This window comes from Streptomyces sp. NBC_01335 (assembly GCF_035953295.1).
Taxonomy (GTDB): domain Bacteria; phylum Actinomycetota; class Actinomycetes; order Streptomycetales; family Streptomycetaceae; genus Streptomyces.
In genome coordinates this window covers 4704899-4727600 of sequence record NZ_CP108370.1, presented here as the reverse complement: position 1 = coordinate 4727600, position 22702 = coordinate 4704899, and the positions used below count along the sequence as shown (strand labels likewise).

Sequence of the window (22702 nt, the reverse complement as noted above, 5' to 3'; positions counted from 1 at the left end):
AAATTGGGCGTGAGGAACCAGCCCGACGACGAGAGCGGCGTGTCAGGTGGAGCGGGTGGGGAGCGGACCGCCGGGGGACGGCGGCCGGGGACGTCGGACGCCTGGGTGGGGTCCGAAGGATAGGAGTCGGACAGCACCTGGGCGGGTGGGGTCCGGCGGGTCAGGGTTGGACGACGCCCAGGGCCGGGAGGACCACGGAGTCGACGTATTCGAGGAGGAACGCCTGGTCGACGGTTTGGCCGTCGACCAGGTGACGGGCGCCGAGAGCGCCCATCAGCATGTGGGGTACGTACTTGAGCGCCGGGTTGTCCGGATTCAGCTCGCCCCGTTCGACACCCCTGCGCAGCAGCAGGGCGAGACCGGCCAGTTCCGGCTCGACCAGCAGTTCCCGCAGGGCCTGGTGCAGATCGGGATTGTCGTGGACGGCATGGCTCAGGCCCCGCATCAGCGCGGAGTCCTGTTCCATGCGGCAGTCGTCGGTACGGGTCACGACGGCGTGGAAGTCTCCGCGCACCGAACCCGTGTCGATGTCGGCGACGCCCACCGGCTTGCTGTGCCGCAGGGCGGTCGCCACCAGCTCGGGCTTGCTCCCCCACTGGCGGTAGAGGGTGGCCTTGCTGGAGTGGGTGCGGGCCGCGACGGCGTCCATCGTCAGGGCGTCGTAGCCGACCTCGCGGAGCAGGTCGAGGACGGACGCGAACAGCTCGCTCTCGCGCTCAGGCGTGAGCCTGGTGCGTGCCATGGGCGCCGGCCTCCTTCCGTGCTCCGTACGTACCGCTCCGTACGCGACTGCTCCGTACGGCACTCCGGCACGTCACTCCGGTACGTCCCGGTTCGTTCACAGGAACGAAACCGTTTCGTACACCTTTCGACCATCCGAGCGTACGTCCCTCCACAAGCGAAACGGGACCGTCTCGCTTGTGGGGAGTGCCACACGTTTTCTGCGTCACAAGTTGCCCCGGGCCCCGCGCACCGAAAGCATGGGTGGGGTGAGTGACGACGTCGCGTATCTCCGTTTCCCCCACCTCCACCAGGACTTGCTCTGCTTCGCGGCCGAGGACGACCTCTGGGTCGCCCCCCTCGCCGCCGCCGGGCACCGGCCGGGCCGCGCGTGGCGGCTGACCGCCGACCGCACCCGGGTCAGTCACCCGCGCTTCTCCCCCGACGGGGGCCACATCGCCTACACGACCTGGCGCACCCTCGACCCCGAGATCCACCTCGCCGAGGTCGACGGCGGACCGGCCCGCCGCCTCACCTACTGGGGCTCGACCGACGCCCGGGTCTGCGGCTGGACCCCCGACACCGGCGAGGGCGCGCAGATCCTGGCCGTCTCCTCGCACCGGCAGCCGTTCTCGTACTTCTCCTGGGCCTACAGCGTGCCCACCGACGGCTCCCCCGGAGGGCGCCTGCCCTGGGGCCCGGTCTCCGACATCGCCGTCGCCGACATCGACGGCGAGCGGCGCACCCTGCTGCTCACCGGGACGCCGCCGCACGAGCCGGCCGCGTGGAAGCGGTACCGGGGCGGCGCCATGGGGCGGCTCTGGCTGCACGGACAGCGGCTGCTGCCGGACATCGGGGGCCATCTCGACGCCCCCATGTTCGTGGGCCGGCGGATCGCGTTCCTCTCCGACCACGAGGGCGTCGGCAACCTCTACTCCTGCCTGATGGACGGCACCGACCTGCGCCGCCACACCGACCACGACGCCTTCTACGCCCGCCACGCCTCCAGCGACGGCACCCGGGTCGTCTACCAGTGCGCCGGGGAGCTCTGGCTGGCCGAGGACCTGGAGGACCCGGCCGCCACCCCCCGGAAGCTGGAGGTACGGCTCGGCGGCCCGCGCACCGGGCGCCGTACGTACCAGGTGCCGGCCGCCAGCCACGTCCGCTCGCTCTCGGTGGACGAGACGGGCCGGGCGAGCGCGGTCAACGTGCGCGGCTCGCTGTACTGGCTCACCCACCGCGACGGCCCCGCCCGCACCATCACCGACACCCCGGGGGTACGGGTCCGGCTGCCGGAGATGCTCGGCAGCGGCGACAGCGTCGCGTACGTCACCGACGCGGACGGCGACGACGCGGTGGAGATCGCCGCCCTGCCCCGCGCCACCGGCGACCGCCCCACCCGCCGGCTCGCCTCAGGGCAGCTGGGACGGGTGCTGGAGATGGTCTCCGACCCGGAGGGCGAACGCCTCGCCATCGCCTCGGACGACGGACGGCTACTGCTCCTGGACACGGAGGACCCGGCCGAGGCGGACGCCACGGCGGCGGCGGGCGCCTCGGGAACGGGCGCCTCGGGGCCGGGTGCCTCGGAGGGCACCTCCGCAGGCCCTTCGGCGGGCGCCCCGGCCGGTACGGAGGCGCCGGGGTCGGGGCCGGGAGGATCCACCCGGGCCGACGTGTTCCGGGCGCGGGCGGCCGGGGTGGTCGAGGGCGCCGAGCGGGCCGAGGCGGTCGAGGCGACGGCGGTGGCCGCACTCGCCGAGACCGCGGGAGCTGAGACTTCCGGGCCCGAGGAGGCGGGCGAGTCGGGCAAGGCTCCGGAGGCCACCGGCGAGGCGGAGCCGGAGACCACCGGCGAGGCACCTCCGCCTCCGCCACCGTCGGCCCCCGCCCAGGTCACCGAGCTCATCCGCTCGGTCAACGGCCCCGTCCGCGACCTGGCCTTCTCGCCGGACGGCGCCTGGCTCACCTGGTCGCACCCGGGCATCGGCCGTTCGCTGCGGCAGATCAAGCTGGCCCGGATCTCCGGACCGGGCGCGCCGGTGATCGTCGATGTCACCAACGGCCGCTTCGAGGACGAGAATCCGGTGTTCACGGAGGACGGCCGGTACCTCGCGTTCCTCTCCTGGCGCGGCTTCGACCCGGTGTACGACGTGCACACCGGCGACCTCTCGTTCCCGCTGGGCTGCCGCCCGTACCTGGTGCCCCTCTCCTCCGCCACCCCGTCGCCGTTCGCGCTCTCGCCGGACGGCCGCCCGGCGGCGGGCGGGCTCGACCCGCTGGACCTGCCGGACACCACGACGAGCGAGGCAACGGCCCCGGTCACCGTCGAGTTCGAGGGGCTGGAGAACCGGGTGGCGCCGTTCCCGGTCGCCGCGTCGAAGTACTCCGCACTGCGCCCGGTCAGCGGGGGCGGGCTGGTCTGGCTGCGGTGGCCGATCTCCGGGGCGCTCGGCGAGACCTTCGCCAACCCGGCGGACATGTCGGGCCGCCCGACGCTGGAGCACTTCAACATCGCGAAGGCCCGCAAGACCGAACTCGTGGACCATCTCGACTGGTTCGCGGTCAGCGGCGACGCGACCCGGCTGGTCGTCATGGACGACGGGGAGTTGCGGGCCGTCCCGTCCAACGAGTCCGGCGACAGCGACTCCACCACCTATCTCGACCTGCGCCGCATCCTGCACGAGGTGGACCCGGCGGCCGAGTGGCGGCAGGCGTACGACGAGGCGGGGCGCATCATCCGCTCGTACTTCTGGGAGCCTGACATGTGCGGGATCGACTGGTCGGGGGTGCTCGACCAGTACCGCCCGCTCCTCGAACGCGTCTCCTCCCCCGACGAGTTCGCCGATCTGCTCCGCGAAGTCCTGGGCGAGCTCGGCACCTCGCACGCGTACGTCTCTCCCGCCCGCCGCAACGAGGGCCCCCCGCACTACCAGCGGGCGATCGGCCTGCTCGGCGCCAACTTCGTCTGCCGGGACGGTGCTTGGACCATCCGACGGGTCCTGCCCGGTGACTCCTCCGACTCCAAGGCCCGCTCCCCGCTCGCCGGTACGGGCATCCGGGAGGGCGCGGTCCTCACCCACGTCGACGGCCGCCCGGTCGACCCGGTCACCGGCCCGTACCCGCTGCTGACGGCGGCGGGCGGCACGACGGTCGAGCTGACCTTCCTCCCGCCGGGCGGTCAGGGCCGCCCGCGCCGCGTCGCGATCGTGCCGCTGGTGGACGAACGCCCGCTGCGCTACCAGGACTGGGTGGCCAAACGCCGCGAGGTGGTACGGGAGTTGAGCGGCGGCAAGTGCGGCTATCTACACATCCCGGACCTCGGCGGCTCCGGCTGGGCGCAGTTCAACCGGGACCTCCGCATGGAGGTGTCCCGGCCCGCGCTCATCGTGGACGTACGCGGCAACGCGGGCGGCCACATCAGCGAGCTGGTGGTGGAGAAGCTGACCCGCAAGATCCTCGGCTGGGACCTGACGCGCAACGCGCAGGCCGTCTCGTACGCCTCGAACGCGCCGCGCGGTCCTGTGGTGGCGCTCGCGGACGAGGCCACCTCCTCCGACGGCGACATGATCACCGCCGCGTTCCGGCTGCTGAAACTGGGCCCGGTGGTCGGTCAGCGCACCTGGGGCGGGGTGGTCGGCATGACCGGGCGCCACCGGCTGGGCGACGGCACGGTGATCACGGTGCCGATGAACGCCGCCTGGTTCGACACGTACGGCTGGTCGGTCGAGAACCACGGGGTCGAGCCGGACATCGAGGCGCTGCGCACCCCGCTCGACTGGGCGGAGGGCCGGCACGCGGTGCTGGACGACGCGGTGCGGCTGGCGCTGGAGCTGCTGGAGGAGCAGCCCGCCGCGACCCCGCCGACGTACGACGCGGTCCCGGACCTGCGCCGGCCGCCGCTGCCCCCCAGGTAGGTCCCCCGGGACGGGGGGCCACGCTCCCGAGCGCGCGGAAGAGGCGCATCCTGTCGTCCGGATGCGCCTCTTCCCGAGTACCCACCGGCCCGGGCCGGTCGCCCGGGCCGGTCAGGACCTCAGGCCGTCAACGGTCCTGGGCCGTGTCTGACCGAGCGCGTCGGATCAGCGGGCGGTGTCCGGTGCGGTGCATCGCAAGGCGGAGGACCGCCCGAGTACGGGATGTACTCGGGCGGTCCGACAACGCCGCGAGGTGCCGTGCCGGGCGCCGACCGCCCGGCGGGAATGGTCAGACACGGCCTAGCGCTCGCGGGCCTTGTCGGCCGCGTCGTCGGCGCGGTCCTTCAGGCCCGACTTCCCGTCGTCCCGGCCGCTAGTGTCTTCGGCCCGGTCGCGGGCGGCGTCCTTGCCCTGGTCGGCCTTCTGCTTGCCCTGGTCGGCGAGCTTCTGCGCCTTGTCCTTGAACTGGTCTGCGATGCCCATGCCGTTCACTCCTGTGGGATGCGTGGGGTCTGGGGAGGCCGCCCCGTGGGAGCGGCCCCGCCCAGCCTCGCACGGCCGGACAAACCGCGCATTTTGATCATTGACGCAGCGTGCCGACCATCGTGCCGACCGCGTGTCACCCGCGCGCGGTCCGGTCAACGACGAGGCGTGCGCGCCTGGGTGTCCGCCGCTCCACCGGCTCCCACCAGCCCCTTGGGAATGGCGTCGAGCCGTGAGGCGAACCGTTTCATCTCGCGCGCCCCGACCGTGCCGATGAGCGTCGGCAGGTAGCCGCGCACCGACTGCATGCCGCGCAGCCACCACTGGGCGTAGACGTGCGAGGAGCGCCGCTCGATACCGGCCACGATCCGGTCGACCGCCGGGCCCAGCGGGTAGGTCCGGTTGGCGGGCCAGGGCAGCCGGCCCCGCAGCTCCCGCATGACCTCGTCCTGGTCGGCGCCGCGCACCATGTCGGTGTCGGTCCAGGAGAGGTAGCCGACGCCCACCCGCACGCCCCGGTAGCCGACCTCGGCCCGCAGGCTGTGCGCGAACGCCTCGACGCCCGACTTCGAGGCGCAGTACGCGCTCATCATCGGCGCCGGGGTGATCGCGGCGAGCGACGCTATCTGCAGGAAGTAGCCGCGGCTCTCCATCAGTACGGGCAGGAACGCCCGGCCGGTCACCGCGCTGCCGATCAGGTTGACCTCGATGACCCGGCGCCAGGCCACCGGGTCGGAGTCGACGAACGGCCCCCCGGTGGCGACCCCGGCGTTGGCGACGACCACGTCCACCTTGCCGAAGCGGGCCTTCACCTCCTGGGCCACCTGCTCCATCGCCTCGTGGTCGGTGACGTCCGCGTACCAGTGGGCGCTCTCCCCGTACAGCCGCTCCGAGACCCGCTTCAGCTCCTCCGGCTCCAGGCCGACCAGGGCCAGCGTGGCGCCACGCGCCGACAGCTTGCGGGCGAGCAGTTCACCCACGCCGCGGGCCGCGCCGGTGACGACGACGACCTGTCCTTCGAGGCTCCGTCCGGCGCTCATACGGCGTCCTCCTTCTCGTTCGTGGCGGTCCCGGTGAGGTGACCGGCGACAAGTTCGCGCATCTTCGCGGTGACGGCTTCCGGTGCTTCGAGCGGCGTCATGTGCCCCATCCCGGGCAGCTCGGTGAGGCCGAGGAACTCCGGCAGGGCGGCCGCGAGCGCACGGGCGTGCGCGGGCGGGGTCATCCGGTCCTCCAGGCCCACCAGCACCGCGGTCGGCACCCGCAACTCCGCCACGTCCAGGTCCAGATCGAGTTCCGAGAGCACGCGCCCCCAGGACGCACGGGCCTGCCGGGGGCAGGCGTGCACGATGCGCGCGCAGGTGTCGACCCGCTCGGGCGACGAACCGGGGCCCATCGTGGCGTACTTGAGCAGGCTCCGGGTGACCGGCGTGACCGGCCCCAGCGGGAGGGCCGCCAGCAGGAGCGCCCGGGTCCCGCCGGTCCGCACGGCCTTCGGCCCGACGAACACCCTCGCCTCGTCCGCCAGTCGCCCGCTGCCGGTGCTGCACAGCAGGACGGCGGCGGCGTGCTCCCGGAACCGGGGGCGGCGGGCGGCCGCCATCAGGGTCATCCCGCCCATCGAGTGCCCCGCGAGCACCGCCTTGCGGCCGGGCGCGAGGGTGGCGGCGAGCACCGCCTCCAGGTCGTCGGCGAGGGCGTCCGTGCTGTGCCCGCCGGGGCCGACGTCGGGGCTGCCGCCGTGCCCGCGCTGGTCGTAGGCGATGACCCGGTGGTCGACGGCGAGATCGGCGATCTGGGCGTCCCAGAACCGGGTGCTGCACGTCCAGCCGTGCGCGAGGACGACGGCGGGCGCCTCCTCGGGGCCGTACAGCTCGACGTGGACGCGGGAGCCGTCGGCGGAGACCGCGAAAAGCGTCCGCCCGGGTACGGGCACGGGGTTCCCGGTACGCCGTCGTGAACGTCGTGCACTCATCGGGCCGCCTCCTCCGTCACGGGCCGGTCAGGTCCGGCGGGCTTCTTGTTCTGCGCTGCCTGCTGCGCCGCCTTCGGCGCCTTCGGCCCCTGGGAGGGCTTCCCGGAGCCGCCGGACCTCTGGGCGACCACGGTAGGCGGCCGTACGGTCGCGGGGGCGCGGATCACGTCGTACTCCGCCAGATCGACTGACCTGGTGGCGCGGCGGAAGTCCGCCGTGGTACCGGGCCAGACGGTGGTGTTGCGGCCGTTCTCGTCCAGGTACCAGCTGGTGCAGCCGCCCGTGTTCCACACGGTGCGCTCCATCCGCCGCTGGACGCGGTCGTTCCACCCGTCGACCGCGGCGGGGCGCGCGGCGAGCGCGGTGCCGGTACCGAGCACCTTCAGCTGCCGCAGGTAGTCGGCCATGTAGTTCAGCTGCGACTCGATCATGAGGATCATCGAGGAGTTACCGAGCCCGGTGTTCGGGCCGATGATGGTCATCCAGTTGGGGAACCCGGCGGCGGTGGCGCCGCGCAGCGAGCGCATGCCAGTCTTCCAGCTCTCGGCGAGGGTGATGCCGTCGGCGCCGACGACCCGTTCGGCGATCGGCATGTCGGTGACGTGGAAGCCGGTGCCGAAGATGATGGCGTCGGCCTCGGTCTCCGTACCGTCCGAGGCGACCAGCGTCGACCCGCGCACCTCGGCGAGGCCGGAGGCCACCACGTCGACGTTGGGGCGGGCGAGCGCCGGGTAGTAGGTGCTGGACAGCAGGATGCGCTTGCACCCGATGCGGTACGACGGGGTGAGCTTGGCGCGCAGCGCCGGATCCTTGATGGCCCGCGCCATGCCCGCCTTCGCCAGCGACTCGATCAGACCGAGCCCGTCCGGGTACTTCGTGAAGGCGCTGACCTGCAACTCCCTTATCCCCCACAGCAGTCCGCGCCGTGCGGTGCCGGTGGCGGGGACGGTGCGGTGCAGCCACCGCTCGGCCTTTCCGATGGCCCGGTCGACGCGCGGCATCACCCAGGGCGGTGTCCGCTGGAAGAGCGTCAGGCGTCCCACTTTCGGCTGGATGGCGGGGACTATCTGGATGGCGGAGGCGCCGGTGCCGATCATCGCGACGCGCTTGCCGGCCAGGTCGTAGTCGTGGTTCCAGCGGGCGGAGTGGAAGACCTCGCCCGGGAAGGTGCCGAGCCCGGGGACGTCCGGCACCTTCGGGTCGGAGAGCGGCCCGGTCGCGGAGACGACGACGTCCGCGACGATCGTCTCGCCGTTGGCGCACTCGATCACCCAGTTGAGCGCCTCGGTGTCCCAACGCATCACCGTGACCTCGTGGTTGAGCCTGAGGTGCGGCCGGATACCGAAGGTGTCGGCCACTCGCTCCAGGTAGGCGCGTATGTGCTCCTGGCCGGAGAAGGTGCGCGGCCACTCGGAGTTGGGGGCGAAGGAGAAGGAGTACAGGTGGGAGGGCACGTCACAGGCGCACCCGGGGTACGTGTTGTCGCGCCAGGTGCCTCCCACGGAACCGGCCCGCTCCAGGACGACGAAATCGGTGATGCCTTCGCGGCGCAGCCGGACCGCGGCCCCGAGGCCCCCGAATCCGGATCCGATCACCGCCACCCGTACGTGCTCGTGCTGGGCCATGCTGCCGCCTCCCGCGGTACGTCACACGACACTGCCAGCAATCACTGGCACCTTTCGGAGGGTAGAGCAGGCGCGTACTGATGGGTAGAGGGCGGGGCAAGGAAGTTACCGGCGGTACAACAAGGCGCCGGGGCGCGCGCCCGCGCCCGCACCGCCGTCACGGGGCGCTGACGACCCCACTCACCATCCGGTGCGAAGTCGTAAGGTTCGCTCTGTGGCCGAAGGACATGAGCAACGCGAATACCGCATGGAGGAACTGGCCGAGGAGGCCGGCATCACCGTGCGGACCCTGCGCTTCTACCGCGAGCGCGGTCTCATCCCGCCGCCCCGCCGCGAGGGGCGCATCACCTGGTACGACAGCCACCACCTGGCACGACTGCGCACGATCACCGGCCTGTTGGAGCGCGGCCACACCCTCAACGGCATCGCCGACCTCGCCGCCACCTTCGAGAGCGGCCGCGACGTCGCCGAGGTGCTGGGTCTGGGCGAGCCCACCGAGGAGACCCCGGTCCGGCTCACCCCGGAGCAGCTCGCCGACTACTTCGAGGGCGAAGTCACCCCGGAGAACCTCGCCACCGCCCTCGATCTCGGCTATCTCGCCACCGACGGCGACGAGATCGTCCACATCAGCCGTCGCCTGTTGGAGGTATCGGCCGAACTGGTGCGCGAGGGCGTCCCGTTGGCCACCGTGCTCTCCACCGGCCGCCGCATCCGCGAGCACGCGGAAGCCCTGGCCGAGATCTTCGTCCGCGTCATCCAGGTGCACGCGGCGGACAGCCCCACCGACAAACTCCGCCCGCTGGCCCGCGCGGTCGTGGACGCCGAGCTCTCGATGGCCCTGGACCGGCGACTGCGCGAGACGGACGGGGACGGGGCCGGCGGGGACGAGCAGTCCCGCTGATTCCTCCGCGCCCGAAGCCGACTTGAGCGACGGACACCTTCTTGCGCGCTGTCCGAGGTACGGCGTCGGCCGGTTCTCCAGGTAATCCCGCACCCGAAGCCGCTGCGTGCGGTGCATGGGGAGCGAGTCGGCCTGGTTTCCTCCTCGACCTCACGGACTGCCGTGCCGGGCAGGGAATCGCCCATGCCCATCGCGCCCCGCCGGGTAGCGCCCACAGGTCGTCGTCCCGGCGCCGCTGGAGGAGTACAAGGCCGAGCTCGTCGGTGACGACGGCAGAGGCCGCCACGACCAGGTTGTTCAGCTGCGGGGCGCCCGGATCGTCGTAGTACTCGGTTCGGGCCACGGAGCTCAGTGCTCGTACGCCACCGTCACCGGCGCGTGGTCGCTCCACCGCTCCGGGTGGGTCGCCGCGCGCTCGACCCAGGCCTTGACCGCGCGGGCCGCGAGGCCGGGCGTCGCCACCTGGTAGTCGATCCGCCAGCCGGCGTCGTTGTCGAAGGCGCGGCCCCGGTAGGACCACCAGGAGTACGGCCCCTCCTGGTCCGGATGGAGGGCGCGCACCACGTCCACGTACGCGGCCTCCTCGAAGACCCGGGTCAGCCACTCCCGCTCCTCCGGGAGGAAGCCGGAGTTCTTCCGGTTCGACTTCCAGTTCTTGAGGTCGGCCTCCTGGTGGGCGATGTTCCAGTCGCCGCAGACGACGACCTCGCGCCCCTCGGCGGCGGCCCGCTCCTTGAGCCCGGCCAGATAGGGGAGGAAGGCCGCCATGAAGCGCTCCTTCTCGTCCTGCCGCTCGGTGCCGACCTCGCCGGAGGGCAGGTACAGGCTCGCGACGGTGACGCCGGGGAGGTCGATCTCGGCGTACCGGCCGCTCAGGTCGAACTCCTCGGCGCCCTCGACCCCGAACCCGCCGAAGCCGATCTGCACGCGCTCCGGCGTACGCCGTGAGTAGAGGGAGACGCCCGCGCGCCCCTTGGCGGCGGCCGGTGCGTGCACCACGTGCCAGCCCTCGGGCTCCCGGACCTCCTCGGGGAGCTGGGCCGCCTCGGCGCGTACTTCCTGGAGGCACACGACATCGGCCCCGGTCTCCGCGAGCCAGGGGACGAAGCCCTTCTTCGCGGCGGCGCGGAGCCCGTTCACGTTGACGCTGGTGACAGTAAGCACCAAGAAACAGTACCCAAACGCAGTCCCGTACATATGTACGCTTACCTGCGTGAATATCCAGCGCCGGTCGTACGACCACCCTGACGCCGTCAAGCTCAACGACGAGGTCCAGCTCGAATACATCGAGCGCTACCAGGACGGCGGCGACCAGACCTACCTCGATCCCACCATGTTCGAGCCCCCGAACGGCCTGTACCTGCTCGCCTACGACGAGCGGGAGCGCCCGGTGGCGACCGGCGGCTGGCGCGCCATGGAACAGGACGAAGAGGGCTACGCCGACGGCGACGCCGAACTCAAGCGGATGTTCGTCATACGCGAGGGACGTGGCCGAGGTCTCGCCCGCCGCATCCTCGGCATGCTGGAGGAGGACGCCCGCAGCGCCGGGCGCACGCGCATGGTCCTGGAGACCGGCGACAAGCAGCCCGAGGCCATCGCGCTGTACACGTCGAGCGGCTACACGGTCTGCGAGAAGTTCGGCCACTACCGGACGTACGAGAACAGCATCTGCATGGCGAAGCCACTCCAGGACGCCTGACCACCGCACCCGCCCCGCGCTCCGGCCGCGGGGGAGGGACGGCCGGTCGGGCCCCGGCCCCGGATCGGGCCCCACCCCGGACCCCCGCCCCGCACGCCCCCGCCCGTGCGGGGCGGAGGCGGCGGGACACCGGCCGGGTGAGCGACCGGGCCCGGCGCGGCGGACCTCAGCCCAGGGGGGCCGTGGACACCTCGGCGGCGAATATCCGCGCGCCGTTCTGCTCGACCGTGACCAGCGTGACGCGGGAGCCCTCCGGGCCGGCCGGGGCGCCCGCGCGCCCGGCGACGACGACGCAGGGGGTGTCGAACTCCGCGTACCGCTTGAAGACCGTCCTCATGCCCAGCACCGCGGACCGCTGCGGCGAGGCCGCGAGCGCCGCCTGCCGTGCGGCCTCCAGCAGCAGCATGCCGGGCACGTGGTCCACGGGGTGGTCGAAGAGGACCGGGTGGTTCAGGTCGGAGCGCAGGTACCAGCGGTCGGGTGCCGGGGACGGAGACAGCACCACGTCGGCGGCGCGCTCACGGCCGACGAGCGGGGGCGGCACCGGACGCCCCGGCGCCAGCGCGCGGGCATGGGCCTCCTCGACGGTGTAGGCCCCCCGCAGCCGCTCGTAGATCGCCGGCGACTGGTTGGAGAAGCGGGTCTGCACCCGCGCCGCCGGGACGCCCTTGAGCGACGCCTGCACGGACATCGTCATCCCCGCGATGCGGGTGCCCCGCCGCACGATGTCGGTGCACACGACGTCGAGTTCGGCGTCCGCGGGCACGCCCCTGGAGGCGAGCACCGCGGGCTCGAAGACGAACCGGAGGTCCGACCACGCCTGGCGGAAGCCCTGGGGAACGCCGTACGCGGCGTGGCAGAGCATCGGTATCGCCTGCCGCACGCACTCGATCAGCAGGAGCGGGTCCCGGGTACCCCGGGGGCCGGCGTAGAACCGGTGCCCGGCCGGCCACCGGGCGTCGATCGCGAACCGGTCCGCCCCGGTCGGCCGCCAGCCGACGAGCAGTTGCTCCCTCGGGTCCGCCTTGTGCACTTCGGCCGCGGAGACCGGTCGGGTCCACTCGTCCTGCCGGTACTCGTCGGGCGTTCTGCTCAGGGTGCTGCCGAGCATGAGGTGTCCCCCTGTGATGTCAGATGTGCGTCTGAATCCAACGAAGCGAGAAACGTGCGGGCTCCGCGGCCCTAAACATAAGGAGTATTCGCTTTTTGTAGAGTCAAGATCTGGTAAAACATAGCGAGCGTTCTGGTCAACGGACGGGGGGCGCCGGGGCCAGTACTGCTTCTTAGCCCCTATGATCGAGCCCCAGGAGGGGGGTGAGCACGGTCGACGAACCAACTACATAAGATTCGTTCCGTTTTTCTGGAAGGTGATGTTCTGTGTCTGGCCCCAAACAAGAGCGAGCGGTGCACACGCGGGAAGAGCTTCTCCGTGCGGCCGCCGAGGCTTTCGACGAGTTCGGCTACGCCGGGGCGAGCATCAACCTCATCCTGAAGCGGGCGGGCCTGACGACCGGCGCCCTCTACTTCCACTTCGACTCCAAGGAGCATCTGGCGCGTGCGGTGATGAACGCACAGCCCCAGACCATCGTCCCGAAGCTCAACTCGGCGGGCATGCAGCGTCTGGTCGACATCACGCTGTCCTGGTCCCACCAGCTGCAGGTCGACCCGTTGCTGCGCGCGGGCGTCCGCCTGACGGGCGAACAGTCCACCTTCGGCACGGCCGACGCGACCCCGTACCAGGCGTGGTCGGGGATCATGGCCGAGTGCCTGCGCCAGGCGGAGGCCAACGGCGAACTCCAGGCCGGCGTCTCCCCGGAGGAACTGGGCGAGTTCGTCACCGCGGCGTGTACGGGCATGCAGATGTTCTCCGCGGTGGTCAGCGGCCGGAAGGACCTGAGCGACCGCACCATGAAGATGTGGCGCCTGCTGCTCCCCGGAGTCGCGGTGCCCTCGATCGTCTCCCGCACCGATGTGAGCCACGAGCGCCTGCGCGCCCTCGTCGCCTGACCCCGAGCACCGTGCCGCACACCGGCGTCCGGCACGCCCTCGATCCGGAAATCCAGTATCAGGAGAAGCGATGTCCCACGACCTGGGCCTACTTCGGCTGGCCGCCCTCAACATCGACGGTGTGCTGCTGAACGACACGTTCAGCCCGGTGATCCATGGTTTCGTCGTCGGCCGGGGCGGCGTCTACTCCGCCGCGACCGAACGGGAGATCTTCTCCCAGCCGCAGCACGTGGCCGGGGAGAGAATGGCCGCCGCGGTGCCGCAGGAACTGACCGGCGAAGAGGCGCTGGCGGCCTACTTCGAGGAACGGGACGCCTACCTCGTCGACCATCCCGTCGTCGTCGACGAGGGAGCGATCGCCCTGGTGCGGCGGTTGCGCGCGCAGGGGCTGCGGACGGTCTGCTACGGGGGCCTGTCCGCCGCGCACTTCGACCGGTTCCTCGGCACCTGGGCCGACCTGTTCGACGGTCCGGGCTACGTGTGCACCAACACGGTGCGGCCCGGCATCCGGGAGATCACCACCGAGGTCTTCGGACTGGACCACGGCGAGGTGCTGTTCGTCGACGACGTCGCCCGGGTGGCCGAGGCCGCCCGGGAGCTGGACGTCCCCTTCATCGGCCGCCCCACCTCGTACGAGCACAGCTTCCAGCGCCAACTGATGCACGAGGCCGGGGTGCGCCACCTCGTGTCGTCCCTGGACGAGATCGACGAGCACCTGGTGCGGACCCTGGACTCCGAGGCTGCCCGGGGCACCGTGTGGACGGGCGCCCGGGAGGCGTCCCTCGAACCGGTGCCGGCCCGGACGGCCTGAGCGGCGCGCGCACCTCCGGCCGGTCGGCGCCGACCGGCTCGCCCGCCCCGGCGGGGCCCGTCCGCCCGTCGGGCGCATCCCCGTCGCGCGGGACGGCTCGGCCGTTCCCGGGCGGCACGTCCCTACCCCGCCGTGTGCGCCGGGCCCTCCGGCCGCACGGCAACTCCAATCCGGCCAGTACAGACTCACAGCGGAGAGAACATGAGCGACCAGCACCTGCTGTCCGGCAGGGTGGCCATGATCACCGGCGCTTCCAGCGGCATCGGCGAAGCCGCGGCCCTCGCCTTCGCCGACGCGGGGGCGGCGGTGGTCCTGCTCGCTCGGCGCGGCGACCGGCTGCGCGCGCTCGCGGACCGGATAACCGGCGCCGGCGGGCGGGCCCTGGCGGTCGAGAGCGACGTCACGGACCCGGCGAGCGTACGGAAGGCGGTGGAACGGACCGTCGAGACCTACGGACGCCTCGACTGCGCGTTCAACAACGCCGGGTACGCCACCGCCGGAGCCCGGCTGCACGAGATCGAGGACGACGTCTTCGACCGCACCATGGACGTCAACGTGCGAGGCGTGTGGAACTGCCTGCGGCACCAGATCCCCGTCATGCTGGCGCAGGAGTCGGGCGGCGCGATCGTCAACACCGCGAGCGTCGCCGCCACCCGGGCCACCGGCGCCAGCGCCGCCTACGTGACGGCCAAGCACGCCGTGCTGGGGATGACCCGCGCCGCCGCGGCCGACTACGGGACCGCGGGCATCCGGGTCAACGCCCTGGTCGTCGGGGCCACCCGGACCGAGATGATGGACGAAGTCATCGCGCAGGACGCCGGGTTGGAGGAGCGATTCGCCTCCCACGCGCTGCAGAAGCGGATGGCCTCACCCGCAGAGGTGGCCGCGGCGGCTCTCTGGCTCTGCTCCGACGGCGCCTCCTTCGTGACCGGCGCCGCGATGCCGGTCGACGGAGGCGCCACGGCCGCCTGACGGCCCGCCGGCTCCCCCGGCGCCCCCTCCCCCGGCTCCCGCCTTCCGTGTTCCCCTCTCCCCGTGTTCCCGCTCCCGCCTCACCCGTGTTCCCGGCGCCCTTCCGCTCCGTACCGGTTCCGGCTCCGGTTCCGCTCCCGTCCTCGACACCGCGTCTCCCCCCGACTTCCGCCGCTCCGCGACGACTTGGGTCAGTCGGCGGGGACAGCGGGGCGCGTCGCTGGTGAGCTGGCCGGTACCGACGCCTGAGCGGCGCGGGGTGGGCGACCGGAGGAGTGGAGTGGAGATGCGGGATACGGGAGACGGGGCACGAGGTGGCGGCGGAGGGGGTTCTGCCCGGGCGGCCGGGGACCGGGGCACCCGGGCCCTCGCCGTACTGGGGCTCAGCGCCTTCGTGGTCGGTACCGCGGAGTTCGCCGTGGTCGGTGTGCTCGACAAGATGGCCGGAAGCCTTCACGTGGGATCCGCCACGGCGGGACTGCTGGTCACCGCGTACGCGCTCGGCGTCTGCCTGGGCGGGCCCCTGCTGACCGCGGCGACGCTCCGCCTGCCGCGTCGGCTGCTGCTCTGCGCGGCGCTCGGCGCCTACGCGGCGGCCAACGCCCTGACCTCCGTCCTGACCGGCTTCACCGCCGTGTTCCTCGTCCGCGCGTTCGGCGGAGCCGTCCACGGCCTGTTCGTCGGAGTCGCCTGCGCGACGGCCGCGAGCCTCGTCCCGGCGGAGCGCAAGGGCCGTGCGGTGGCCGTCGTGTTCGGCGGGATCGCGGTCGCCAACCTTCTCGGGGTGCCCCTGACGACGTACGTCGGCCACGTCCTGCCGTGGCAGCACGCGTTCCTCGCCATCGCCGTACTCGCCTGCGCGGCACTGCTGCTGGTCCGGGCCGTGGTGCCGCCGAGCGGGGCGGACGACGGCCCCCGGTCGTCGCCGGCCAGGCAGTTCCGGCACGTCGCCAGGGCACCGGTCCTGGCGCTGCTGGCGACGGCCGTGCTGGTCTTCTGCGGCATGTTCACGGCCTTCACGCAGCTGAGCGGCTACCTGCAGGAAGTGGTGGGCGTCCAGGGCGGTGCCGTCAGCGTGTACCTGCTCGTCTTCGGGGCCGCGGGCTCCGTGGGGACGGCCGTCGGGGGGTACTTCGCCGACCGCGCGGCCGGTCCCACCGTCGTCGTGGCGACGGCGGTGCTGGCCGCCGCGCTCACCGTGCTGCACCAGCTCGGCCCGCGGCCCGTCGGCGCCGGGATCTGCGTGGCGCTGTGGGGCCTCGCCGGGTTCGGGCTCGCACCCGCCCTCCAGCTCCGGACGATCCGCCGGGCCGGCCCGGGAGGTGACCTCGCGGCGACGCTGGGGGCGTCGGCGGGCAACGCCGGGATCGCGGCGGGGGCCGCGGTCGCGGGCGGAATCACCGCCACCCAAGGGTTCTCGGCCCTGCCGCTCGCGGCGGCGGCCATCTGCGTGCTCACGCTGCCGCTGACCTGGCTCTCCCGCCACGACGCCGGGCCCGCGGCGCCCGAACGGCCGGAGGCCGTGGCCCGCGCGGCCGGACATCCGGCGCCGCGGCACCCCGCGCCGGAGAGCCCGGCGGCCGGGCACCCGGCTCCGACGGCTCCCCGGTAACGCGCCGCGGGGCGACGCCCCGTGCAGCGACGCGCCGATGCCCTGCCCACCGTCGTACCGGACGGTGGGCAGGGCATCGGCGCACGGCGTCCCCCGGCCGGACACCGGGGGCGGCTCCGTCAGCGGAAGTCCTCCTCCCGGTACTCCAGCCCGTCGCCGCGCTCCGCAGCGTCGCGCAGTTCCGTCCGCCGGATCTTCCCCGAGAGGGTCTTGGGCAGTCCGGCGAACTCGATGCGCCGCACCCGCTTGTACGGGGGGAGTGTCGCGCGCGCGTGGGCGAAGAGGTGCTTGGCCGTGTCGGCGGTGGGCTCCCAGCCCTCGGCCAGGACGACGTACGCCTTCGGCACGCTCAGCCGCAGCGCGTCCGGGGCGGGCACGACACCGGCCTCCGCCACGGCCTCGTGCGACAGCAGCGCGTTCTCCAGCTCGAACGGGGAGATCTTGTAGTCGGAGGACTTGAACACGTCGTCGGACCGCCCGATGTAGGTCAGACGCCCGTCGGGGCTCCGCTCCGCGAGGTCGCCGGTGCGGTAGTGGCCGCCGGCCATGATCTCCGCGGTGCGCACGGCATCGCCCGCGTACCCGGTCATCAGGCCCACGGGCGCGGCATCGAGCCGCAGCGCTATCTCGCCCGACTCGGCGGGCAGTCCCGTCTCCGGGTCGAGCAGGGAGACGACGACCCCGGGGCTGGGCCGGCCCATCGAGCCGGGGACGAGCGGAGCGCCGGGGGTGTTGGCCACCAGCACCGTCGTCTCCGTCTGGCCGAAACCGTCGCGCACCGTCACGCCCCACGAACGCCGTACGGCCTCGACGACCTCGGGATTGAGCGGTTCTCCGGCCGCCACGGCCTCGCGCGGCGGTGTACGCAGCTGCCCCAGGTCGGCCTGGATGAGCATCCGCCACACGGTGGGTGGTGCGCAGAAGGTGGTGACGCCCGCGCGGTCCATCTCGGTCATCAGACGGCCCGCGTCGAAACGCGTGTAGTTCTGCACGAAGACCGTGGCCTCGGCGTTCCAGGGTGCGAAGAGGCTCGACCAGGCGTGTTTGGCCCAGCCGGGCGAGGAGATGTTGAGGTGGACGTCGCCGGGGCGCAGCCCGATCCAGTACATCGTGGTCAGGTGGCCGACCGGGTAGGAGACGTGGGTGTGCTGGACGAGCTTCGGCCTGGACGTCGTGCCGGAGGTGAAGTAGTGGAGCAGCGGGTCGTCGGCCCGCGTCGGTCCGTCCGGCAGGTAGTCGGCCGGTGCCGCGGACGACTCCCGGTAGTCCAGCCAGCCGTCCGGGACCTGTTCGCCGTCGCCCGCCACCGCGAACAGGGTGCGGTCCCCCGCGACCCCGGCGAACGTGGCGTGGTCCTCCGCCCGTGCGAGGACGTGGCCGACCTCGGCCCGCTCCAGCCGGTCGGCGAGCTCCACCCCGTTGAGCAGGGTGGTGGTGGGGACGAGTACCGCGCGCAGCTTCATCAGGGCCAGCGCCGACTCCCAGAGCTCCTTCTGGTTGCCGAGCATGACGAGCACCCGGTCGCCCGCCCGTACGCCGTGCGAGCGCAGCCAGTTGGCGACCTGGTCCGAGCGCCGGGACAGCTCCGCGAAGGTGTGGCAGTGGTGGGTGCCGTCCTCCTCCGCGATGCGCAGCGCCGGGCGGTCGTTGTCCCGGGCTATGACGTCGAACCAGTCGAGGGCCCAGTTGAAGTGCTCCGGACGGGGCCAGCGGAAGCCCGCGTACGCGGTGTCGTAGTCCTCGCGGTGGGCGAGCAGGAAGTCCCGGGCGGCCCGGAACTCGGCAGAGTTGTGCGTGGTCATGCGGGGTTCCTCCTGGGGTAAGGGCTTGCAGGGAATCAAGGTGTCGCTTCCCCGCAAGCCCCTGTGGGCGGGCGGTGGTCCGGGCCGCCCGGGACGGGATCAGCCGGCGTCCGTGACCGGGACGAGGGCGACGACCGGGATGGCCCGGTCCGTCTTGTCGCGGAAGGTGGCGAAGTTCGGGTCCTGCGCGGTCTGCAGCTCCCACAACTCCTCGTGCTCCGCCTCCGGTACGGCGACGGGCTTCACCGGGAACCGCTCGGTCCCCACCTCCACCACGCCCTGGCCGGCCGCGACGAGATTCAGGTACCAGCCGGGCGGCACGGGGGAACCCCCGTTGGCGGCGAACACGATGTGCAGGCCGTCGCGCTCCAGGTGGACGAGCGGCGTGGTGCGCGTCAGGCCGCTGCGCCGGCCCGCCGTGGTGAGCAGCAGCAACGGAATGTCGCCGAACCCCCCGACCTTTCCGGAGTTCTCCCGGAATTCCTGGATGACGCTCCGGTTGAAGGAATTACTGTTGACCGTCTCGTCGACGGTGCCCGTGTTCTCCGTCATCAGTTCCACGCCCCTTCGGGGTGGAAGAGGCGGGTTTCCGTGGTGCTTTCGAACGGCATTCCCGCCGGCATGTTGATGAGTTCCATGTTGAGGCCCCACGGGGTCGTGAAGTAGACCCACCGGTCGCCGGCGATCGGTCCGTCCACGATGGTCTCCGGCTCTCCCAGGATGGTGACGCCGGGCTGCTCGCGCAGGTACGCGGCGGCCACGTCGACGTCGTCGACGTACAGGGCGAAGTGGTGCCCGCCCCAGTCGCTGTTGCGCGGCTGGGTGCGGTCCTGGTCGGGCGCGGTGTAGGCGAAGAGTTCGAGGTTGGTCGTCGGGCCCAGGCGCAACATGGCGATCTGCGCGGAGGCATCGCGGTGCACGCCGAGCTTCTCGGTCATCCAGGTGCCTTCGGTGTCCTCCACCGGGCCGAGCCGGTACGCCAGTTCGGCCCCGATCACCTCGGTGAAGAAGTCCACCGCCTGGTCGAGGTCGGGCACGGTGTAGGCGAGGTGGTGCACGGCGCGTGCTCCGGGGATCTTGTTCAACGGGACTCCGTCCTCAGGGGCCGGGCCGTCGGCCGGCCCGGCCTGGTGTCGCCCGTGCGTGAGCCCGGGCCAGCACGAGAGTGCGTCCCCGAGTCCTCCCGGACAAGGCCGAGTTCCGAAAGTGTCCGGACCTGCCGAAGTGGATTCGAGGAGTTGGCGCCGGCGCGTGGACTCCTGTTGGTATGTGGTCCGGCGCGGAGCAATCGAACGGACAGAGCCGCCCCTCCATCAGCCCTTCGCTTGTGTTTCACGGGCTGGAATTCCATTCATCTAAACCGGACACCAGGAAACGACGAAGATGTTGAATGAAATGAAGCGTCGACAGTTCGTCGGCGCGGGGTCGGGAGTCGCTCTCGCCGCCGCGGTCGCCGCTGTGGCGACGGCTCCGGCGGCACGGGCGGCCCAGACGGACGCGGCGGCTGCGGCCGGCTCGACCGGTGTCACCGTCGCACCGTCCGATTCCCGCTACCCCGACCTCTCCTCCGGCATGAACCAGCGCTGGCAGGCCCGCCCGGACAAGATCGTGCTCCCGAGGACGACGGCGGACGTGGTGACCGCGGTCCGCGACTCCGTCACCGCGGGCAAGCAGCTGTCGGTCTGCAGCGGCGGGCACTGCTTCGAGGACTTCGTCTTCAACGCCGACGTGAAGATCAACATCAACTTGGCGCTGATGAACGACGTCACCTTCGACCGGGCCATGAACGCCTTCGCCGTCGGCGGCGGCGCCACGCTGCTCGACGTCTACGAAGCGCTGTACGACGGCTGGGGCGTGACCATACCCGGCGGCATCTGCCACAGCGTGGGCGTCGGCGGGCACATCACCGGCGGCGGCTTCGGCAACCTGTCGCGGCAGTACGGCCTGACCGTCGACCACCTGCACGCCGTCGAGGTCGTCGTGGTGGCCGCGGACGGCTCGGTCCGCAGCGTGGTCGCCGCGCGGGACTCCTCGGACTCCGCGCTGCGCGACCTGTTCTGGGCCCACACGGGTGGTGGCGGCGGCAGCTTCGGCATCGTGACCAGGTTCTGGTTCCGGACGCCCGGGGCCACCGGCACACCGGAGAACCTGCTGCCGAAGGCGCCGTCGCAGGTGTACGCGACGCTGACCAACTGGCCGTGGGAGAAGGTCACCGAGGACGGGTTCAGCCGGCTCGTCACCTACTGGGGCCGGTGGCTGGAGACCCACAACACCCCGGGCACCACGGCGGGGTCGCTGTACTCGTGGCTGATGCTCAACCACCGCGACAGCGGCTCGATGGGAGCCGTCGTCCAGATCGACGCCTCGCTGCCCGACGCGGCGGCCGTGGTCTCCGACTTCCTCGCGGGCATGGACCAGGCCCTCGGCCTGAGCTCCGCGACCTCCCGTCCGTCCGGCGTGGTGGACTCGGCGTACACCACGACGCGGCTGCTGCCCTGGCTGCGGGCCACCCGCTACATCGGCTCGATCTCCCCCACCCAGCTCGACCCGACCACCCGCGGTATCCACAAGTCGTCGCACCTGCGCACCGTCACGCCCCAGCGGCAGATCGACGCCATGTACCGGCACCTCACGAGCACCGACGGCCCCAGCCCCCTGAGCGGTGTCGTGCTCTCCGCGTCGGGCGGCCGGATCTCGTCGGTCTCGCCGACGGCCACCGCGGTCGCCCAGCGTGACGCGATCATGAAGGCCAACTTCGAGAGCCTCTGGTACGACGCCAAGGACGACGCCAAGAACATCGCCTGGGTCCGCGACGCCTTCCGGGACGTCTACGGCGACACCGGCGGCGTGCCGGTGCCGAACGGCGTGACGGACGGCTGCTACATCAACTACCCCGACGGCGACCTGTCGGACGCGGCGTTCAACACCTCGGCGGTGCCGTGGCACGACCTGTACTGGAAGGGCAACTACGCCCGGCTCCAGCAGGTGAAGCGTGCCTGGGACCCGCAGAACGTCTTCCACCACCGGCAGTCGATCCAGCCCTGACCCCGCGCGGCCGGCCGGCATCACGCCCGGCCCGCCCCCACCCGCGCACCGCCCCCCACACCCCCACGCACCCGCAACGCCGGCCGCTTTTCGGCCGGCCACCGAAAAATCACCACAAGGAGTGAACTCCCATGCGCACCACCACCCTCGGCACCTCGGGCCCCTCGGTAGGCCGCATCGGTCTCGGCACGATGGGCATGTCCTTCGGCTACGACCCGCACGGCTGGGACGACGACGCCTCGGCGGCGGTGATCCACCGCGCCCTCGACCTCGGCGTGAACCTGATCGACACCGCCGACGTGTACGGCCCCTTCACCAACGAGGAGCTCGTCGGCCGTGCGCTCAAGGGCCGCCGCGACGAGGCGGTGCTCTCCACCAAGGGCGGTCTCGTCGTGGGTGAGGAGGGGCTCGGCCTGAACGGCCGCCCCGAGCACCTCACCGCCGCCGTCGAGGCCAGCCTCGGCCGCCTGGGCACCGACCACATCGACCTGTACTTCCTCCACCGGGTGGACCCGCAGGTCCCGCTGGAGGAGAGCTGGGGCGCGCTCGGCGAGCTCGTCCGCCAGGGCAAGATCCGCTCGCTCGGACTCTCCGCCGTGACGCTCGACCAGGTGCGCGCCGCCCAGGCCGTCCACGAGGTCGCCGCCGTCGAGTCCGAGGCGTCCCTCTTCACCCGGGACGCCTTCGAGGACGTACTCCCGTACACGGTGGAGCACGGCATCGCGTTCCTGCCCTTCTCGCCGCTGGGCCGCGGTCTGCTCACCGGCGCCTTCACCAACCCCGCCGACCTCCCGAAGGACGACTGGCGCAGCACGCAGCCGCGCTTCACCGAGGAGGCGTTCGCCCACAACAAGGCGATCGTCGACGTGGTGCGCGCCGTGGCCGGCCGGCACGGCGCGGAGCCCGCGCAGGTGGCCCTGGCGTGGCTGCTGGCCAAGGGCGAGCACGTCGTTCCGATCCCCGGCACCAAGACCGAGCGCTACCTCGTCCAGAACGCCGGTGCCGCGGCGCTGGACCTCACGCCCCAGGACGTCGCCGAACTCGACGCCCTGCCCGCCCCGATGGGGGCTCCGGAGGCCTGATCCCGCCTCCACTCCGGCCGGGTGATCCCCGCCGGAAACCGCTCCGCCCGCGCC

Annotated in this window: 19 protein-coding genes and 1 pseudogene; 9 read left to right on the top strand and 11 right to left on the bottom strand. The window is 72.3% G+C overall.

Annotated features, from left to right (window positions below):
- Positions 1-160: 160 nt before the first annotated feature.
- Positions 161-742, bottom strand: a complete 582-nt coding sequence (locus tag OG599_RS20410; protein WP_327177416.1) for a TetR/AcrR family transcriptional regulator — start codon at positions 740-742, stop codon at positions 161-163.
- A 247-nt stretch (positions 743-989) separates the two neighbouring features.
- Between OG599_RS20410 and OG599_RS20405 the strand changes: the two genes are divergently transcribed.
- Entirely contained in the window at positions 990-4634 is a 3645-nt protein-coding gene (locus OG599_RS20405; RefSeq protein ID WP_327177415.1) for a S41 family peptidase, read from the top strand.
- 300 nt (positions 4635-4934) lie between these two features.
- Here the strand turns inward: OG599_RS20405 and OG599_RS20400 are convergent, their stop codons facing one another.
- The 4 genes from OG599_RS20400 to OG599_RS20385 all read right to left on the bottom strand — a co-directional run bounded on the left by OG599_RS20400 (position 4935) and on the right by OG599_RS20385 (position 8717).
- Complete coding sequence (locus OG599_RS20400) at positions 4935-5117, bottom strand: hypothetical protein (protein WP_327177414.1); 183 nt, start codon at positions 5115-5117, stop codon at positions 4935-4937.
- 155 nt (positions 5118-5272) lie between these two features.
- On the bottom strand, positions 5273-6157 hold the full coding sequence (locus tag OG599_RS20395) for an SDR family oxidoreductase (protein WP_327177413.1): 885 nt from the start codon (positions 6155-6157) through the stop codon (positions 5273-5275).
- A complete protein-coding gene (locus OG599_RS20390; RefSeq protein WP_327177412.1) occupies positions 6154-7092 on the bottom strand; it encodes an alpha/beta fold hydrolase in 939 nt (312 codons plus the stop codon). Before OG599_RS20390 ends, OG599_RS20395 begins: the two co-directional genes overlap by 4 nt.
- Complete coding sequence (locus OG599_RS20385; RefSeq protein ID WP_327177411.1) at positions 7089-8717, bottom strand: flavin-containing monooxygenase; 1629 nt, start codon at positions 8715-8717, stop codon at positions 7089-7091. The genes OG599_RS20390 and OG599_RS20385 overlap by 4 nt, the downstream gene beginning before the upstream one ends.
- Before the next feature lie 247 nt (positions 8718-8964).
- Here OG599_RS20385 and OG599_RS20380 point away from each other — a divergent pair, with 247 nt between their 5' ends.
- Positions 8965-9618: a MerR family transcriptional regulator gene (locus OG599_RS20380; RefSeq protein WP_327180108.1), complete on the top strand. Its 654-nt coding sequence runs from the start codon at positions 8965-8967 to the stop codon at positions 9616-9618.
- Positions 9619-9669: 51 nt separating this feature from the next.
- Here OG599_RS20380 and OG599_RS20375 read toward each other — a convergent pair.
- Positions 9670-9961 (bottom strand): annotated as a pseudogene (locus OG599_RS20375) (NUDIX domain-containing protein); the annotation flags it as partial.
- A 5-nt stretch (positions 9962-9966) separates the two neighbouring features.
- On the bottom strand, positions 9967-10782 hold the full coding sequence (locus OG599_RS20370; protein ID WP_327177410.1) for an exodeoxyribonuclease III: 816 nt from the start codon (positions 10780-10782) through the stop codon (positions 9967-9969).
- 49 nt (positions 10783-10831) lie between these two features.
- Here OG599_RS20370 and OG599_RS20365 point away from each other — a divergent pair, with 49 nt between their 5' ends.
- A complete protein-coding gene (locus OG599_RS20365; protein WP_327177409.1) occupies positions 10832-11317 on the top strand; it encodes a GNAT family N-acetyltransferase in 486 nt (161 codons plus the stop codon).
- Between the two features lie 166 nt (positions 11318-11483).
- On the opposite strand, the gene OG599_RS20360 is transcribed toward OG599_RS20365, so the two are convergent.
- Positions 11484-12428 (bottom strand): ScbA/BarX family gamma-butyrolactone biosynthesis protein, encoded by a 945-nt coding sequence (locus OG599_RS20360; RefSeq protein WP_327177408.1) that lies wholly within the window; start codon positions 12426-12428, stop codon positions 11484-11486.
- Positions 12429-12721: 293 nt separating this feature from the next.
- Here OG599_RS20360 and OG599_RS20355 point away from each other — a divergent pair, with 293 nt between their 5' ends.
- The 4 genes from OG599_RS20355 to OG599_RS20340 all read left to right on the top strand — a co-directional run bounded on the left by OG599_RS20355 (position 12722) and on the right by OG599_RS20340 (position 16719).
- Positions 12722-13324 carry a ScbR family autoregulator-binding transcription factor gene (locus tag OG599_RS20355; protein ID WP_327177407.1) on the top strand — a complete coding sequence of 201 codons (603 nt, stop codon included), beginning with the start codon at positions 12722-12724 and terminating at the stop codon, positions 13322-13324.
- Between the two features lie 70 nt (positions 13325-13394).
- Entirely contained in the window at positions 13395-14135 is a 741-nt protein-coding gene (locus OG599_RS20350; RefSeq protein WP_327177406.1) for an HAD family phosphatase, read from the top strand.
- A 201-nt stretch (positions 14136-14336) separates the two neighbouring features.
- Positions 14337-15107, top strand: a complete 771-nt coding sequence (locus OG599_RS20345) for an SDR family NAD(P)-dependent oxidoreductase (RefSeq protein ID WP_327177405.1) — start codon at positions 14337-14339, stop codon at positions 15105-15107.
- Positions 15108-15393: 286 nt separating this feature from the next.
- Positions 15394-16719: an MFS transporter gene (locus OG599_RS20340; RefSeq protein WP_327177404.1), complete on the top strand. Its 1326-nt coding sequence runs from the start codon at positions 15394-15396 to the stop codon at positions 16717-16719.
- A gap of 119 nt (positions 16720-16838) precedes the next feature.
- On the opposite strand, the gene OG599_RS20335 is transcribed toward OG599_RS20340, so the two are convergent.
- The 3 genes from OG599_RS20335 to OG599_RS20325 all read right to left on the bottom strand — a co-directional run bounded on the left by OG599_RS20335 (position 16839) and on the right by OG599_RS20325 (position 19606).
- Positions 16839-18521 carry an AMP-binding protein gene (locus OG599_RS20335; protein ID WP_327177403.1) on the bottom strand — a complete coding sequence of 561 codons (1683 nt, stop codon included), beginning with the start codon at positions 18519-18521 and terminating at the stop codon, positions 16839-16841.
- Positions 18522-18620: 99 nt separating this feature from the next.
- Positions 18621-19073: a nitroreductase/quinone reductase family protein gene (locus OG599_RS20330; RefSeq protein WP_327177402.1), complete on the bottom strand. Its 453-nt coding sequence runs from the start codon at positions 19071-19073 to the stop codon at positions 18621-18623.
- Positions 19073-19606 carry a VOC family protein gene (locus OG599_RS20325; protein ID WP_327177401.1) on the bottom strand — a complete coding sequence of 178 codons (534 nt, stop codon included), beginning with the start codon at positions 19604-19606 and terminating at the stop codon, positions 19073-19075. The genes OG599_RS20330 and OG599_RS20325 overlap by 1 nt, the downstream gene beginning before the upstream one ends.
- 310 nt (positions 19607-19916) lie before the next feature.
- Here OG599_RS20325 and OG599_RS20320 point away from each other — a divergent pair, with 310 nt between their 5' ends.
- A complete protein-coding gene (locus tag OG599_RS20320; protein WP_327177400.1) occupies positions 19917-21566 on the top strand; it encodes an FAD-binding oxidoreductase in 1650 nt (549 codons plus the stop codon).
- 131 nt (positions 21567-21697) lie between these two features.
- Positions 21698-22648: an aldo/keto reductase gene (locus OG599_RS20315; protein ID WP_327177399.1), complete on the top strand. Its 951-nt coding sequence runs from the start codon at positions 21698-21700 to the stop codon at positions 22646-22648.
- Positions 22649-22702 lie beyond the last annotated feature (54 nt).

Coding starts and splice junctions, on each gene's coding strand:
- OG599_RS20335 (WP_327177403.1), bottom strand. CDS start 18,521: ATGACCACGCACAACTCTGCCGAGTTCCGGGCCGCCCGGGACTTCCTG.
- OG599_RS20350 (WP_327177406.1), top strand. CDS start 13,395: ATGTCCCACGACCTGGGCCTACTTCGGCTGGCCGCCCTCAACATCGAC.
- OG599_RS20360 (WP_327177408.1), bottom strand. CDS start 12,428: ATGCTCGGCAGCACCCTGAGCAGAACGCCCGACGAGTACCGGCAGGAC.
- OG599_RS20345 (WP_327177405.1), top strand. CDS start 14,337: ATGAGCGACCAGCACCTGCTGTCCGGCAGGGTGGCCATGATCACCGGC.
- OG599_RS20340 (WP_327177404.1), top strand. CDS start 15,394: ATGCGGGATACGGGAGACGGGGCACGAGGTGGCGGCGGAGGGGGTTCT.
- OG599_RS20330 (WP_327177402.1), bottom strand. CDS start 19,073: ATGACGGAGAACACGGGCACCGTCGACGAGACGGTCAACAGTAATTCC.
- OG599_RS20320 (WP_327177400.1), top strand. CDS start 19,917: ATGAAGCGTCGACAGTTCGTCGGCGCGGGGTCGGGAGTCGCTCTCGCC.
- OG599_RS20410 (WP_327177416.1), bottom strand. CDS start 742: ATGGCACGCACCAGGCTCACGCCTGAGCGCGAGAGCGAGCTGTTCGCG.
- OG599_RS20400 (WP_327177414.1), bottom strand. CDS start 5,117: ATGGGCATCGCAGACCAGTTCAAGGACAAGGCGCAGAAGCTCGCCGAC.
- OG599_RS20315 (WP_327177399.1), top strand. CDS start 21,698: ATGCGCACCACCACCCTCGGCACCTCGGGCCCCTCGGTAGGCCGCATC.
- OG599_RS20385 (WP_327177411.1), bottom strand. CDS start 8,717: ATGGCCCAGCACGAGCACGTACGGGTGGCGGTGATCGGATCCGGATTC.
- OG599_RS20395 (WP_327177413.1), bottom strand. CDS start 6,157: ATGAGCGCCGGACGGAGCCTCGAAGGACAGGTCGTCGTCGTCACCGGC.
- OG599_RS20380 (WP_327180108.1), top strand. CDS start 8,965: ATGGAGGAACTGGCCGAGGAGGCCGGCATCACCGTGCGGACCCTGCGC.
- OG599_RS20390 (WP_327177412.1), bottom strand. CDS start 7,092: ATGAGTGCACGACGTTCACGACGGCGTACCGGGAACCCCGTGCCCGTA.